Source organism: Streptosporangium sp. NPDC002607 (assembly GCF_053592655.1).
The window spans coordinates 58578-73416 of record NZ_JBSFWD010000003.1 but is presented as its reverse complement, the minus strand read 5'-3'; the positions used below and the strand labels follow the sequence as shown (position 1 = coordinate 73416).

At 70.8% G+C, this 14839-nt stretch carries 12 protein-coding genes; 7 read left to right on the top strand and 5 right to left on the bottom strand.

What is annotated here, in order from left to right:
- The first annotated feature begins 28 nt into the window (after positions 1–28).
- From ACWD3H_RS04300 to ACWD3H_RS04275, 6 genes are all read left to right on the top strand, one after another.
- Positions 29–1060, top strand: a complete 1032-nt coding sequence (locus ACWD3H_RS04300; RefSeq protein WP_451953980.1) for a Gfo/Idh/MocA family protein — start codon at positions 29–31, stop codon at positions 1058–1060.
- Positions 1051–1890, top strand: a complete 840-nt coding sequence (locus tag ACWD3H_RS04295) for a DUF6807 domain-containing protein (RefSeq protein ID WP_451953979.1) — start codon at positions 1051–1053, stop codon at positions 1888–1890. Before ACWD3H_RS04300 ends, ACWD3H_RS04295 begins: the two co-directional genes overlap by 10 nt.
- An 18-nt stretch (positions 1891–1908) precedes the next feature.
- Positions 1909–2577, top strand: a complete 669-nt coding sequence (locus tag ACWD3H_RS04290) for a cupin domain-containing protein (RefSeq protein ID WP_451953978.1) — start codon at positions 1909–1911, stop codon at positions 2575–2577.
- A 67-nt stretch (positions 2578–2644) separates the two neighbouring features.
- Positions 2645–4330, top strand: a complete 1686-nt coding sequence (gene polX, locus ACWD3H_RS04285) for a DNA polymerase/3'-5' exonuclease PolX (protein WP_451953977.1) — start codon at positions 2645–2647, stop codon at positions 4328–4330.
- 90 nt (positions 4331–4420) lie between these two features.
- Positions 4421–5662, top strand: a complete 1242-nt coding sequence (locus ACWD3H_RS04280; protein WP_451953976.1) for a sulfite oxidase — start codon at positions 4421–4423, stop codon at positions 5660–5662.
- A gap of 267 nt (positions 5663–5929) precedes the next feature.
- Positions 5930–7429, top strand: coding sequence for a WS/DGAT/MGAT family O-acyltransferase (locus ACWD3H_RS04275; protein WP_451953975.1), 1500 nt, complete (start codon positions 5930–5932; stop codon positions 7427–7429).
- 28 nt (positions 7430–7457) lie between these two features.
- Here ACWD3H_RS04275 and ACWD3H_RS04270 read toward each other — a convergent pair whose 3' ends face one another.
- Together ACWD3H_RS04270 and ACWD3H_RS04265 are read right to left on the bottom strand one after the other, a co-directional pair.
- Positions 7458–8831 (bottom strand): NADP-dependent succinic semialdehyde dehydrogenase, encoded by a 1374-nt coding sequence (locus tag ACWD3H_RS04270; protein WP_451953974.1) that lies wholly within the window; start codon positions 8829–8831, stop codon positions 7458–7460.
- A gap of 147 nt (positions 8832–8978) precedes the next feature.
- Positions 8979–10028, bottom strand: a complete 1050-nt coding sequence (locus ACWD3H_RS04265) for an alpha/beta hydrolase (RefSeq protein ID WP_451953973.1) — start codon at positions 10026–10028, stop codon at positions 8979–8981.
- A 102-nt stretch (positions 10029–10130) separates the two neighbouring features.
- Between ACWD3H_RS04265 and ACWD3H_RS04260 the strand changes: the two genes are divergently transcribed.
- A complete protein-coding gene (locus ACWD3H_RS04260; RefSeq protein ID WP_355554713.1) occupies positions 10131–11054 on the top strand; it encodes an aldo/keto reductase in 924 nt (307 codons plus the stop codon).
- Positions 11055–11124: 70 nt separating this feature from the next.
- On the opposite strand, the gene ACWD3H_RS04255 is transcribed toward ACWD3H_RS04260, so the two are convergent.
- The 3 genes from ACWD3H_RS04255 to ACWD3H_RS04245 form a co-directional block, all read right to left on the bottom strand.
- The gene (locus ACWD3H_RS04255; RefSeq protein WP_355554715.1) at positions 11125–12798 is read right to left on the bottom strand and encodes a solute symporter family protein; all 1674 of its coding nucleotides are present in this window, start codon (positions 12796–12798) and stop codon (positions 11125–11127) included.
- Positions 12795–13124: a DUF485 domain-containing protein gene (locus ACWD3H_RS04250; protein ID WP_030908181.1), complete on the bottom strand. Its 330-nt coding sequence runs from the start codon at positions 13122–13124 to the stop codon at positions 12795–12797. Before ACWD3H_RS04250 ends, ACWD3H_RS04255 begins: the two co-directional genes overlap by 4 nt.
- 197 nt (positions 13125–13321) lie before the next feature.
- A complete protein-coding gene (locus tag ACWD3H_RS04245; RefSeq protein ID WP_350955866.1) occupies positions 13322–14821 on the bottom strand; it encodes a sodium/solute symporter in 1500 nt (499 codons plus the stop codon).
- Positions 14822–14839 lie beyond the last annotated feature (18 nt).

Here is a 14839-nt window from a genome sequence, read left to right as displayed (position 1 = left end):
AGACGGCCGTCACGCGGAAGGGACGCGGATGATCCGGGTGGCGGTCGTGGGCACCGGCGGCATCGCGGGGATCTGCCATCTGCCCGCGCTGCGCACCCAGTCGCACCGGGCGCGGGTGGTGGCCGCCGCGGACACCGACGAGGCGCGGGTCAGGGCGTTCTGCGCCGAGCACGCGATCCCGCGGGCGTACCCCTCCCTGGAGGCGATGCTCGACGCCGAGCGGCCCGACCTCGTCCACCTGTGCACCCCGCCGCACCTGCACGCCGCCCAGGCGAGGGCCTGCCTGAAGGCCGGCGCCTGGGTGTGGATCGAGAAACCCGCCTGCCGGTCGCTGGCCGAGTACGACCTGATCACCTCGGCCGAGGGGCCCGGCTACGCCTCGGTGGTCTCCCAGCACCGGTTCGGCTCCGGCGCGCGCCACCTGCGTGCCCTCGCCCCCGAGCTGGGCCGACCGCTCGTCGCGCTCTGCGTGACCGCCTGGTACCGCGACCACGCCTACTTCGAGGCGCCCTGGCGCGGCCGCTGGGAGACCGAGGGCGGCGGCCCCACCATGGGTCACGGCATCCACCAGATGGACCTCATGCTGTCGATCCTGGGCGACTGGTCGGAGATCCGCGCGATGACCGGCACGCTGGACCGCCGGATCGAAACCGAGGACGTCTCGATGGCCGCCGTCCGCTTCGCCTCCGGAGCCATGGCCTCGGTGGTCAACAGCGTGCTGTCCCGGCGCCAGGAGAGCTACCTGCGCTTCGACTACGCCGAGGCGACGGTGGAGCTGCGCCACCTGTACGGCTACCGCAACGCCGACTGGAGGTCCACCTCGGCGCGCTGGAACCCGCCGACCGACCTGCCGAGCTCGCACGAGGCGCAGCTGGCGGAGCTGCTGGACGCCTACGAGCGCGGCGAGCGCCCGCCCATGAGCGGTCCCGAGGGGCGCCGGTCGCTCGAACTGATCACCGGCCTGTACGCCTCGGCGTTCACCGGCCGGCCCGTGCTCCGCACCGATCTCACCCCCGATCACCCCTTCTACCACCGCCTGGACGGAAGCGCATGGAGCTGACCTTCACCGAGCGCGGCGTCGAGATCCTGCGCTACGTCCACCGGCCGGAAACGCCGGTGTTCGAATCGCCCAAGCCCTACTTCCACCCGATCAGGACCCTGGCGGGCGACGTGGTCAGCGCCTACCGCCCGCACGACCACCGCTGGCACCGGGGCCTGCAGCTGACCGTCTCGGACCTGTCGGGGGAGAACTTCTGGGGCGGCGGCAGCTACGTTCGCGCGGCCGCCGGATACGTGGACCTGCCGAACAACGGGACCATGCGGCACGAGGAGTTCCTCGCCCCCGGCGTGGAGCGGCTGACCTGGCACACCCAGGGCGGCGAGCACTGGGTGGACGAGGTGAGGACCTTCGAGGTCGGCGACGTCGGCGACGACTCGTGGGCGCTGGAGCTGTCCACCGCGATCACCAACGTACGCGGAAGGGACCTGGTCTTCGGCAGTCCCACCACCTCCGGCCGCCCGATGGCCGGGTACTGCGGCCTGTTCTGGCGCGGGCCCCGCTCCTTCGAGCACGGCCGGGTGATCGCCGAGGGCGGCGAGGGACCGGAGATGATGGGCCGGGAGTCGGCGTGGCTGGCCTACAGCGGCACCCACGACGAGGTCGACCGCTCCTCCACCCTGCTGTTCCAGAGCGCCCGGCCCACCGTCTGGTTCGTCCGCACCACGCCGTTCGCGGCGGTCAACCCGTCCATCGCGTTCCATCGCGAACTGATCCTGCCGCCCGGCGCGACGCTGCGGCTGCGCTACCGGATGGTCGTGGCCACCGGCGCGTGGGACCGCCCCCGGCTGGAGGCGTACGTCCAAAGGCACCCGTGTCCGGCACCGGCGTGAGAGACCCAGGGAGCACCCGTGTTCGGCACCGGCGTGAGCGATCTGACCGTCTACGACTGGCCCGCCGCCGACGGCCTGCGCGGCGGCTCGCCGCACCTGCACACCCTGTGTGCCGAGGCGTACGCCGTGGTGGCCGGTTCCGGCAGCGTGCAGACCCTGACCTGGGACGGTTACCAGGAGACGGCGCTGGCCCCCGGCTCCGTCGTCTGGTTCACCCCGGGCACCGTCCATCGCCTGGTCAACGGCGGTGACCTGCGCATCGTGGTCCTCATGCAGAACAGCGGCCTGCCCGAGGCCGGCGACGCCGTCCTGACCTTCCCCCCAGACGTCCTCGCCGATCCGGCCGGCTACGCCGGGGCCGCGCGCTCGGCCCCGCGCGAGCGCCGCGACCTGGCCGTCGAGGGGTTCCTGCGGCTCCGTGCCGCGGGCCGCCCCGGTTTCGCCGCCTTCCTTGCGGCCGCCGCCGGCCTCGTCGGCCCCCACCTGGACGCCTTCGAGTCCCGCTGGCGCCAGGGCCCGCTGCGCGCGGCGCAGACGACGGGCGCCCGGCTGGCCGCGCTCCGCGCCGGCGACCTGGCCCACCTGCGCGAGGCGGCGGTCACCCGGATGCCCTCCGTACCCCGCGACGGCATGTGCGGCCACCTGCTGACCTATCCGGCGGACCTTCCCGATCGGGACGGGGCCTGAGGCCGGCGGCGGGCGCGGCGGCCCGCCGGGAGCGGGAACTGTCGGTGCGATCTTCTAGGCTGGCCCCATGGCACGAGCTAACGACGACGTCGCGGCCGCTCTGGAGGAGTACGCCGAGCTGTTCGCGATGACCGGCGGCGACGCGTTCCGGGTCCGCAGTTACCAGAAGGCCGCCAAGGCGATCGCGGGCTCTCCCGAGGACATCACGGCCGTGCCCGTGCGAAGCGTGCCGGGGGTGGGCGAGGCGATCGCCAAGAAGGTCGAGGAATACCTGGAGCGGGGCAGCTTCCGGCAGCTCGACGACCTGCGAGGAAAGGTTCCCCAGGGAGTGCGGCGGCTGACCCGGGTGGCCTCGCTCGGGCCGAAGAAGGCGGTCTTCCTCTACCAGGAGCTGGGCATCGACTCCCCCGAGGCCCTGGCGAAGGCCATCGGAGAGGGGCGTCTCGAGGGCGTCAGGGGCTTCGGCGCCAAGACCGTGGAAAACTTGCTCAAGGGGGTCGAGAACCTGGCGGAGAACAGCGCCAGGATGCACATCGGAGCCGCCATGGACCTGGCGGAGCGGGTCATCGCCTCGCTGCCGGGTGCCGAGCGGATCGCCTACGCCGGGTCGCTGCGCCGGATGAAGGACACCATCGGCGACGTCGACGTCCTCGCGGTCGGCCCCGAGTCGCTGATGGACGACTTCAAGGCCCAGCCCTACGTCGCGGAGGTCATCGCCTCGGGCGACAAGAAGACCTCGATCCGCACCGCCCAGGGTGTCCAGGTCGACCTGCGCCTGGTCCCCGCCGAGTCGTGGGGCGCCGCGCTGATGTACTTCACCGGTTCCAAGGAGCACACGGTGCACCTGCGGGAGATCACGGTGAAGAAGGGCTGGAAGCTGTCGGAGTACGGCCTTTTCGAGGGGGAGCGGGTGATCGCGGCCGCGACCGAGAAGGAGGTCTTCGAGGCGTTCGGCATGGAGTGGATCCCGCCGACCCTGCGCGAGGACACCGGTGAGATCGCCGCCGCGCTCGCCGGTGAGCTGCCCAAGCTGGTCACCCTGGAGGATCTGCGGGGCGACCTGCACACCCACACCGACCTGACCGACGGGATCGCCTCGCTGGAGGACATGGTCGCCGCCGCCCACGCTCGCGGCTACTCCTACTACGCGGTGACCGACCACGCGCCCGACCTGGCGATGCAGCGGATGACGCTGGAGGCGGCCCTGCAGCAGCGCGAGCGGCTGCACCGGCTGCAGGAGAGATATCCGAAGATGCGGCTGCTGCACGGCAGCGAGCTGAACATCGCCCCCGACGGCTCGGTCGACTGGCCGGCCGAGGTGCTGGCGGGCTTCGACGTGTGCGTGGCCAGCGTCCACTCGCACTTCACCCAGTCACGCGAGGAGATGACCCGGCGCCTCGTCACCGCGTGCGAGAACCCCCACGTGCACATCATCGGCCACCCGACCACCCGCAGGATCGGCGCCCGGGGGCCGGTGGACGCCGACTGGGACGAGGTGTTTCGCGCCGCGGCCCGCACCGGCACCGCGATGGAGATCGACTCCTTCCCCGACCGCTCCGACCTCCCCTCGGACCTGGTGCGGCTGGCGCAACACCACGGCGTGAAATTCTCCATCGACAGCGACGCCCACGCGGTTCCCCATCTCGACAACCAGCGGTTCGGCATCGGTGTCGCCCAGCGCGGCTGGCTCACCGGCGACGATGTGATAAACACCTGGCCCCTGGAGCGGTTGCTGGCTTTCCTCGGTCGTTGAGGGGATGATTGAGAGCGGCAAGGACGTGGGCCCCATCGTGTATTGCATAGTTTACTGGTAGGAAATAGGTGTAGAGAGGAGTGGCGCCGGATGCCGTACGAGAACCTCGACGACGAGGCCGTCCATCAGCGCACCCGAGCCGGGCAGCTGCCGCGGGAGGCCCCCGACCGGCTTCGGCTGGCCGCCGTCGACGGCAGGACCCTCGATGACCGGGGCGGCGACAGCGGGGCCTCGAACGACGATCCGTCCGCCACGGGGATCGTCAAGCCGCTGCCGCCGGAGCTGTTCGTCGAGCACGAGACCAATGCCGAGATGCGCTGGGACGCCATGGGCGACATCGGGTTCCATGTGCCCAACGACCGGTTCTTCGTCCGCAACCACACCTCCACCCCGATCATCGACGCGGCCACCTGGCGGCTGCGGCTGCACGGCACGGGCCTGAGCGCCCCCCGGAGTTTCGGCTACCAGGAACTACTCGCGATGCCCTCGGTGACGCGCGACGTGGCGATCGAGTGCGCGGGCAACGGGCGGAGCCTCTTCACCACCCAGCAGCACCAGGAGGTCACCGGCACCCCGTGGCGGCTCGGCGGCATCGGGGTGGCCCGCTGGCGCGGGGTGCCGCTGGCCACGGTATTGGAACGGTCCGGGATCACCACCGACGCCGTCGACGTCATGGCCCGCGGACTCGACCCCGCCTACGTGGCCGACGGGGTCGACTACGGCCGGGTACGCCGCCCGATCCCGGTGGCCAAGGCGCTGCGGGACGTCATCCTCGCCTACGAGATGAACGACGAGCCGCTCCCGCCCGACCACGGCCACCCCGTGCGGCTGATCGTCCCCGGCTGGATCGGACTGGCCTCGGTCAAGTGGGTCGGCGACATCGAGGTGTCCACCTCGCCGCTGTCCTCGCCCTGGAACACCGAGTTCTACCGGATGTTCGGCGACGCCTACCCGCCGCGGGGCGGCGCCCCGCTGACCACGCAGGGCGTCAGGAGCGCCTTCGAGCTGCCCTGGAACGCCACTCTGGTCGCCGGGCGCCCCTACCTGCTGCGCGGACGGTCCTGGTCGGGCAACGGCCGGATCGCCGACGTGGAGGTGAGCCTGGACGACGGCGCCACCTGGCAGCGCGCTCCGCTGCGCGGACCGCACGTGGCATCCACCTGGACCCGCTGGCAGGTCACCTGGAAACCCGCGGAGACCGGCCGGCACTTCCTGCTCGCCCGCGCCACCGACGAGACCGGCGCGGTCCAGCCGTCGCACACCACGCACAACGACTTCGGCTACCTCTTCGACGCCGTCGTCCGCCACCCCGTGACCGTCGTGAGCGGGTGACCGGGGCCCCGCCCAGCCGAACGGCCCGGCCCACGGCTCCGGATGCCCGCACCCGAGTATCACCTTCGGAAAGAATCGCCGGGACACCTCCATCCGGCAGGCGTGACTACCGAGCGAAATGGGAATGTTACCGAACGCGATGATCGGCTGGGCCTCCAGACCTCGCCGGAAAGACATCCGAGGTCCCACGGAGGAAACGAGAGGGAAACGTGCCGACCTGATGATGGCAATACGTGTTCTCCCATCTTCCGCCAGGAGGCTCGACCGATGCGCCAGCTGACCGCGCTCGACGCGCAGTTCCTTCACGCAGAATCGGCGACCACGGCGGCCCACGTCGCAGGGCTTGCCATCCTCGACCCCGCCTGCTCCCGGGCGGGGGCCGTCACCCGCGAGTGCCTGATCGGGCTGCTCCACGAGCGGGTGCACCTGGCCCCGGCGCTGAGGCTCCGCCTGGCCACCGTGCCGTTCGACCTCGACCGGCCGTACTGGACGGAAGACCCCGATCTCGACGTCGCCGGCCACGTCCACGAGGTGACCCTGGCCGCGCCGGGCGACGACGCCCAGCTCGCCGAGGAGGTGGCCCGGATCCACGAGCGGCGCCTCGACCGGGGCCGCCCGCTCTGGGAGATGCATCTCATCCAGGGACTGACCGGCGGCCGGGTCGCCCTGTACGCCAAGGTCCACCACTGCGCCATCGACGGGGTCTCGGGAGCGGAGACACTCGCCGCGCTGCTGGATCTGACGCCCGAGCCCCGCGTCGTCGAGCGGCCCGCGCCCACGCCGCGGACCACCGCCCCCGGCCTGGCGGGCATGCTCGCCGGGGCCGTGGCCAGGTCGGTGATGCAGCCCGCCAGAACGCTCTACTCGCTGGGTCGCATGGCGACCGAACTCGACACGATGCCACTGGCCTCGGCGCTGCCGGGCGCCCGGCAGGTGGCCGCCGCCACCCGGATGATCACCGGGAGGGTACGGGAGTTGCCGGAGCTGCCCGTGCTGACGGCGCCGCGCACACCGTTCAACGGCCCGATCGGCCCCGAGCGGCGCTTCTCCTACGGGTCGATCCCGCTGGCGGACGTCAAACGGGTGGCCAGGAGCTCGGGGGCCAGCGTCAACGACGTGGTCATGACGCTGTGCGCCTCGGCGCTGCGCGCCTGGCTACATGAGCGCGACGCGCTGCCCGACCGGCCGCTGATCGCCGCGGTCCCGGTCGCGGTCCGCACCTCGAGCGCCCAGGACGTGGTCGGCAACCAGATCTCCGTCATGGTCACCCCCATCCCGACCGACCTGGCCTGTCCCCGCGAGCGCCTGCGCGTCATGGCGCGGACGATGCACACCGCCAAGCGGCGGTTCGCCGGCTCCCCCACCGGCTGGCTGGGCGAGCTGTCGTCGATGCTGCCCGCGGCCGTCACCGCGCTGGCGACCTCCACGGTGTTCCGGCTGGCCTCGATCATGCTGCCGCCGATCAATCTGATCGTCTCGAACGTGCCGGGACCGCAGCTCCCGCTGTACCTGTGCGGGGCCAGGGTGCTCGCCTACCACCCCATGTCCGTGCTGACCGACGTGAGCGGCGGGGTCAACATCACCTGCTTCTCCTACGACGGCTCGCTCGACTTCGGCATCCTGTCCTGCCCGGACCGGGTGGCCGACGTGTGGCGGCTCATGGGCCACCTGCAGGAGGCCATGGACGAGCTGATGGAGCAGCTCGAGCCCGCCGGGCGGCTCAACCCGGTGGACAGCCTCCCGGCCAGGCAGATGGTGCCCGCCTGAAGGCCCCGCACCGAGGCGCGGCGGGCGATCAGCCGATCCAGACGGTCTTGGCGTCGCAGAACTCACGGATGCCGTACGCCGACAGCCCGCGCCCGTACCCGGAGCTCTTGATACCGCCGAACGGCAGTTGCGGGTAGGCGGAGACCATCCCGTTGACGTACACCATGCCGGCCTCGATCTCGGAGACGAGGCGTTCCTGCTCCGCCACGTCGCCGCTCCAGACGGCGGCGGCGAGCCCGAAGGGGGTCGCGTTGGCCAGGGCGATCGCCTCGTCGATGTCCGCGACCCGGTACAGCGCGGCCACCGGGCCGCGGACCTCCTCGTGGAACACCCGCATCTCGGAGGTGATGCCGGTGATCACGGTCGGTTCGTAGAACCAGCCGGGCCGATCCGGGCTCACTCCCCCGCAGAGCACCCGGGCGCCGAGCCCCGCGGCGTTGGCGACCTGTGACTCGACGTGGTCGCGGCCCTGCCGGGTGGCGAGCGGTCCCACGTCCGTCGCCTCGTCCGCGGGGTCGCCGAGCCGCAGCGACTCCATCAGCGCCACGAACAGCCCGGCGAAGTCGTCGTAGACCTCCTCGTGCACGATGAACCGCTTGGCCGCGACGGAGGACTGGCCGTTGTTGCGCACCCGCGAGGTGACCCCGACGGCGGCGGCCTCGTCCAGGTCGGCGGAGGGCATGACGACGTAGGGGTCGGAGCCGCCCAGCTCCAGGACCGTCTTCTTGATCTCCCAGCCCGCGATCGCGGCGACCGGGCGCCCCTCCTGATCGGCCCCGGTGAGGGTGACGGCCGCCACGCGCCGATCGCGCAGCAACGGCTCGACCTGCTCGGGCTCGATCAGCAGGACCTGCGCGCATCCCTCGGGAAAACCGGCCCTGGCGAACAGCCCGCCCAGCTGCAGCGCCGTCTGCGGCACGTTCGGCGCGTGCTTGAACAGGCAGACGTTGCCCGCCATCAGGGCGGGCGCGGCAGACCTGACCACCTGCCAGAGGGGGAAGTCCCATGAGGTGATCCCGAGGACGGGGCCCAGCGGCTGGTAGCGCACGTACGCCTGCCGCGCGCCCACGGCGGGCCCGTCCGCCGACTCGTCCGCGAGGAACTCCTCGGCGTGGTCGGCGAAGAAGCGCATCTCCCGCACGCACATGTCCACCTCGCAGTGGGCGGCGGCCAGCGTCTTGCCCATCTCGGTGGTCACCAGCCGTGCCAGCCGGTCCTGCTCGGCCCGGAGCAGGCCGGCGGCGGCGTGCATCCAGGCCGCCCGCTGCTTGAAGTCGACCGTCCGGTAGTCGTGGAACGCGGAGGCGGCGAGTGCCACCCGCCGTTCCACCTCCTCCTCGCGGATCGGGTCGAACGTCCTGACGGTCTCGCCCGTGGCCGGGTTGATCGTCGCGATCGCCATCGGTGCCTCCCGGAGAATCGCCGTCGCTGCCTCCCGGAGAAACATCGCCGCCGGACGGCGAAGCGTTCGGGCGACCTTCCCCTCTTCCTTTATGCCCCTTTATGTCCAATATTCGTCCTCACGGTCGGCGGGAGCAGCCGGAAGGGCTCATCGGGCTCCGACAGCCTCCAGGAGCATGGGCAGCGCCCGGCGCAGCTCCCGGTTCCAGTAGGTCATGTTGTGGCGCCCCGAGTAGAAGTGGGGCTGGAAGGGAATGTCCAGCGACTGCAGGCGACCGGCGAAGGCCAGTGTCGCCCTGTGGGCGAGTTCCTCGGTGATGTCCCCGAACAGCTCACCGTCCCCCTTGCCGCCGTCGCCCGAGGCCAGGTAAAGGCGGACTCCGCGCAACCTGCCCGCCAGATGGTACGGGTCGTGCCGCTCCCACACCTCGCGATTCTCCCGCGGATCACCCCAGATCCGCTTCCAGTCGGTGCCGAAACAGCCCGCCGTGGTGCCGAGCATGACCGCCAGGTCGACCCCGGGCATGAGGATGTGCACCGCGCCACTGAAGGAGGCCGCGGCCTTGAAACCACCGGCCGCCGCATACAGCATCGCGCCCTGGCCGCCCATGGAGTATCCGGCGATGGCCCGCTCCTTGCCCGCGCCGTACCTGCTCTCCAGCAGCGGAAGCAGCTCCTTGAGGTGGTAGGTCGCCCACCGGGGCGGCCCGCCCTCGCCGCCGTTGTACCAGTCGGAGTAACTGCCGCACTTGCCGCCGTCAGGCATGACCACGATGACCTGATCGTTCTCCGTGAACCTCTCGACGCCGGACCTCGACCATCCCTCGTAGTCGTCGAGCCCCCCGTGGAGCAGCCAGAGCGTCGGCCAGGTCCTGCCCGCCTCCCTGGACCAGCCCTTGGGCAGCAGCAGCCGCACCCGGGTGACGTCGTCGAGGGCCGCCGAGCGCAGGGTCAGGTCCATCCGGCGGCCACCGGACCGTTTCTCCCCGACCACCTCGACACCGTCGGGAACCCCTCCCGGCCTCCTGGACGCGTCCGGCGTGCGGGGCCGCTCCGAGGTGGAAGGGCCCGGCGGGTCCGCGACGGTCCCGCGCTGGTTGGAGATCAGGGCGATCGCGGCGGCCACCGCCAGGACGAAAAGACCGCCCGCGATCACAGCACCGATGAGGAGTCCGCGTAACCGTGAACCGGGTGCCATGGGAGCCTCCGACAGTCTTATTGACGCCGCACATAATAGTGCTCCGACGGCTGTCACCGATGCCCCGCGCCCGCGCGATTACTCGAGAAATAGAGTTAGCCCATGAGCTTTTCTGAGCTGAACCTGTTTCCTCTCTGTCTCGGCGGCAACGTATTCGGCTGGACCGCGGACCGGAACGACTCCTTCGCAGTCCTGGACGCCTATGCCGAGGCGGGCGGCAATTTCCTCGACACCGCGGACGTCTACTCCGCATGGGCGCCCGGACACGTCGGCGGGGAGTCCGAGACCGTCATCGGCGAGTGGATGACCTCCCGCCGCAACCGTGACCGGATCGTGGTGGCGACCAAGGTGGGTTCACTGAACGGCCGCACCGGGCTGTCGGCGGCCAACATCCGAGCGGCGGCCGAGGACTCGCTCCGGCGGCTGCGTACCGACTACATCGACCTGTACTGGGCCCACATCGACGACGCGGCCACCCCCCTGGAGGAGACCCTCGGCGCGTTCGACGACCTGATCACCGAGGGCAAGGTACGCAACATCGGCGCCTCGAACTACAGCGCCGAGCGACTCGCGGAGGCGCTGGAGATCTCCGAGCGGAACGGCCTGGCACGGTACGGGGTGCTGCAGCAGCACTACAACCTCCTCGAGCGCGACTACGAGGGGGCGCTGCGAGACGTGGTGGCCGAGGCCGGGCTGACCAGCACACCGTACTTCGGCCTGGCCCGCGGCTTCCTGACCGGCAAGTACCGGCCGGGGATCACGGTGGACAGCCCCCGCGCGGGCCAGGCGGCGCAGTATCTTCACTCCGAGCGCGGGCCGAGGGTGCTCGACGCCCTGGACAAGATCGCCGCCTCCCACGGAGCCGCCCCGGCCACCGTCGCCCTCGCCTGGCTGGCCGCCCAGCCCACGGTGGCCACGCCGATCGCCAGCGCCCGCAACGTCGAGCAGCTTCGGCCGCTGCTCGCGGTCGCCGACCTGACGCTGTCCGAGGGCGAACTGGCCCTGCTGGACGAGGCGTCCCGCTAGAAGGACCCGGCGGGGCCCGGCCGTGGTGGGCCGGACCCCACCGGGTTCGGAAGCCGTGCCGGGCCGGCGCCTAGTCGGCGCTGGGCTCCAGCTCAGGGCCGGTGCCGGGCTGCCGCTGGACCTCGGTGCCCGGCTGGTGCGAGGTGGCCTGCTCGGCACCGATGCCGGTGAGCGAGCGGACCTCGATCTCCGCGTACTTGCCGGCGCTGTACTCCTTGCTGAGCCGCGCGCCGACGAACCCGGCCAGGAAGCCGATCGGGATCGAGACGATGCCGGGGTTGCTCAGCGGGAACCAGGCGAAGTTCGCGTCGGGGAACAGCGCGGTGGCACTGCCGGAGACCACCGGCGAGAAGATCACCAGGACCAGCGCGGAGACCAGGCCGCCGTAGATGGCCGAGACCGCGCCCGCGGTGTTGAACCGCTTCCAGAACAGGCTGTAGAGGATCGCGGGCAGGTTCCCCGAGGCCGCCACGGCGAAGGCGAGCGCGACCAGGAAGGCCACGTTCTGCCCCTGGGCGAGGATGCCGAGCCCGATGGCGACCGCGCCGATGACGAAGGCCGAGATCCGGGCGACCAGGACCTCCTCCTTGTCGGTGACGTTGCCGCGCTTGAACACGTGCGCGTACAGGTCGTGGGCGAAGGAGGAACTCGACGCCAGTGTCAGCCCGGCGACGACCGCCAGGATCGTGGCGAAGGCGACCGCCGCGATGACGGCCAGCAGGATCGTGCCTCCGACGTCGCCGAAAATGGTCTTGCCGACCGCTTCGGCGAGCATCGGCGCCGCCGTGTTGCCCGCCTTGTCCTGTGCCACGATCGCCTTGCCACCGACCAGCGCCGCCGCGCCGAAACCGAGCACCAAGGTCAGCAGATAGAAGACACCGATGATGCCGATGCCCCACAGGACGGACTTGCGGGCCTCCCGCGCGGTGGGGACCGTGTAGAAGCGGATCAGGATGTGCGGCAGGCCCGCGGTGCCGAGCACCAGCGCCAGGCCCAGGCTGATCAGGTCGATCTTGCCCGCGATGCCCTGCGCCTCGGTGCCGTACTTCAGACCCGGCTCGAGGAACGCCTGGCCCTTGTCGCTCTGCGCGGCGGCGTCGCCGAGCAGGCCGGACAGGTTGAAACCGTAGTGGCCGAGCACCAGCAGGGTGACCAGGGTGGCGCCGCCCATGAGCAGCACCGCCTTGACGATCTGCACCCAGGTGGTGCCCTTCATACCTCCGACGACCACATAGACGATCATCAGGACACCCACGCCGACGATCGTGAGCGCCTTACCCGTCGGCGAGGTGACGCCGAGCAGCAGGCCGACCAGCGCGCCCGCGCCGACCATCTGGGCCAGCAGGTAGAAGATCGACACCGTGATGGTGGAGACACCCGCCGCGGTACGGACCGGACGGGGGCTCATCCGGAAGGCCAGCACGTCGGCCATGGTGAACTTGCCGGAGTTGCGCATCAGCTCGGCGACCAGCAGCAGCGCCACCAGCCAGGCGACCAGGAAACCGATCGAGTACAGGAAGCCGTCGTAGCCAGACAGGGCGATGATCCCGGCGATGCCCAGGAAGCTCGCGGCCGACATGTAGTCGCCACCGATGGCGAGGCCGTTCTGCACGCCGCTGAAGGACCGGCCACCGGCGTAGAAGTCGGTGGCGTCCTTGGTGTTGCGGCTGGCCCAGAAGGTGATCCCCAGCGTTCCCGCGACGAAGAGCAGGAACAGGATCGTGGACAGGGTCTGGTGGCTCATTCGGTCTTCCCCTCGGCCTGGTGACGGATCTCGTCAGCCAGCGGGTCGAGCTTCTTCTCGGCGAAACGGGAGTAGGCCCAGGCGATCCCGAACGTCGACACGAACTGGAGCAGACCGAAGATCAGCGCCACGTTGATGTTGCCCAGGACCTTCGTGCCCATGAAGTCCCGCGCCCAGCCGGAAAGGACGACGTAGAGCAGGTACCACCCGAGGAACGCCGCGGTCATCGGGAACGCCCAGGCCCGAAAACGCCTCTTCAACTCCTGGAACTGTTCACCGGCCTGAATCTCTTCGTAGACCGATGAGTCATGTTGCCTGGCGGTCACAAGACCTCCCACAGATGTGATCTGGATCACGGACAACGTAGGAGGGGACGCTACCCTTCGTGGAGACCCGCTCGCGGACTCTTCGCCGAGGCGCCGCCGCGTCGCGTTCAGCTGGACGTGGCTTGCGGTGAAAGGTCTGTCTCGCGCGACGAACGGTTGCCGCCGAGGAGACCCGGCCGGACGGCTCGCCGGACCCGTCAGGAGGAGCGGGGCCGCCAGTCACCCCGGTCCAGGTTGAGGATCTCCGGGGTGTGCAGGCGCACCATCGTGCGGGCCACGTTCGGCGGGATGCGCCCCGGCGTCAGCAGCGAGACCAGCACCATGACGAGAAAGGCGATCGGCACCGTCCACGCGGCGGGCTGGGCCAGCATGGCACCCACCAGACCGGGATAAGGCCCCCCTCCGATCGTCATCAGAACCGCGCCGCAGGCCAGGCCACCGCCGGCGAGCAGCCCCGCCATCGCCCCGGCGGGAGTCAGCCGGCGCCACCAGATGCCCAGCACCAGCAACGGGCAGAAGGAGGAGGCCGCCACCGCGAACGCCAGGCCGACGACGTCGGCGACCGGCAGCGAGCGGGCCAGAGCCGCCAGGCCCAGCGGAACGATCACGGCGAGCACCGCCGCAGCCCGGAACGACCGCACCCCTCCCTTGAGAATGTCCTGCCCGATGACCCCGGCGACCGAGACCGTCAGCCCGGAGGAGGTCGACAGGAACGCCGCGAACGCCCCGGCCGTCACCAGCGCCGTCAGCAGGTCACCGGCCACACCGCCGATCAGCCGTCCCGGCAGCGTGAGCACCACCGTGTCACTGCCCTCCAACTCCGGGACGTAGATCCTGCCCAGCGCGCCGTAGACGGCCGGCAGCAGATAGAAGGCACCGAGCAACGACAGGACCACCAGCGTCGTGCGACGGGCGGCCCGGCCATCGGGGTTGGTGTAGAAGCGGACCAGCACATGCGGCAGCCCCATGGTGCCCAGGAACGTGGCCAGGATCAGCGAGTAGGTCGAGTAGAGGCCGTACTCCCTGCCGCTGGAGAGCGGCAGCGCCCAGGTGGCCACATCCCGCTCGCTCAGCCCCGGCGCCCCCCCGCTCCGCCACGCCAGCAACAAGAACACCAGCGGCACGGCCAGGGCCGTGAGCTTCAGCCAGTACTGGAAGGCCTGCACGAACGTGATCGACCGCATACCGCCCGACATCACGTTCACCGCGACCACGGCCGCCACCAGCAGACCCCCCGCCCACTCCGGGGCGCCGGTGATGGCCCGCAGGACCAGGCCCGCGCTCTGGAACTGCGGCATCAGGTACAGCCAGCCGATCAGCACGACCAGCACCCCGGCCATCCGCCGCACCGCCATCGACTCCAGCCGCGCCTCGGCGAAGTCGGGCAGCGTGTAGGCGCCCGAACGGCGCAGCGGAGCCGAGACCAGCACGAGCAGCACCAGATAACCGCCCGTCCAGCCGACCGGCAGCCAGAGCATGTCCGCGCCGTAGGTGAGGATCAGCCCGGCGACACCCAGGAAGCTCGCGGCCGACAGATACTCCCCGCCGATGGCCGAGGCGTTCCACAGCGGGGAGACCGTACGGGAGGCGACGTAGAAGTCGGAGGTGGTCCGCGACAACCGGATCCCGAAGGCACCGATCAGCACCGCGGCCAGCACCACCAGCACGACCGCCGTCACACCGTACGCGGTGCTCATCTGATGCCTCCCGGCGTG

Coding starts and splice junctions, on each gene's coding strand:
- ACWD3H_RS04300 (WP_451953980.1), top strand. CDS start 29: ATGATCCGGGTGGCGGTCGTGGGCACCGGCGGCATCGCGGGGATCTGC.
- ACWD3H_RS04295 (WP_451953979.1), top strand. CDS start 1,051: ATGGAGCTGACCTTCACCGAGCGCGGCGTCGAGATCCTGCGCTACGTC.
- polX (WP_451953977.1), top strand. CDS start 2,645: ATGGCACGAGCTAACGACGACGTCGCGGCCGCTCTGGAGGAGTACGCC.
- ACWD3H_RS04280 (WP_451953976.1), top strand. CDS start 4,421: ATGCCGTACGAGAACCTCGACGACGAGGCCGTCCATCAGCGCACCCGA.
- ACWD3H_RS04275 (WP_451953975.1), top strand. CDS start 5,930: ATGCGCCAGCTGACCGCGCTCGACGCGCAGTTCCTTCACGCAGAATCG.
- ACWD3H_RS04270 (WP_451953974.1), bottom strand. CDS start 8,831: ATGGCGATCGCGACGATCAACCCGGCCACGGGCGAGACCGTCAGGACG.
- ACWD3H_RS04265 (WP_451953973.1), bottom strand. CDS start 10,028: ATGGCACCCGGTTCACGGTTACGCGGACTCCTCATCGGTGCTGTGATC.
- ACWD3H_RS04260 (WP_355554713.1), top strand. CDS start 10,131: ATGAGCTTTTCTGAGCTGAACCTGTTTCCTCTCTGTCTCGGCGGCAAC.
- ACWD3H_RS04255 (WP_355554715.1), bottom strand. CDS start 12,798: ATGAGCCACCAGACCCTGTCCACGATCCTGTTCCTGCTCTTCGTCGCG.
- ACWD3H_RS04245 (WP_350955866.1), bottom strand. CDS start 14,821: ATGAGCACCGCGTACGGTGTGACGGCGGTCGTGCTGGTGGTGCTGGCC.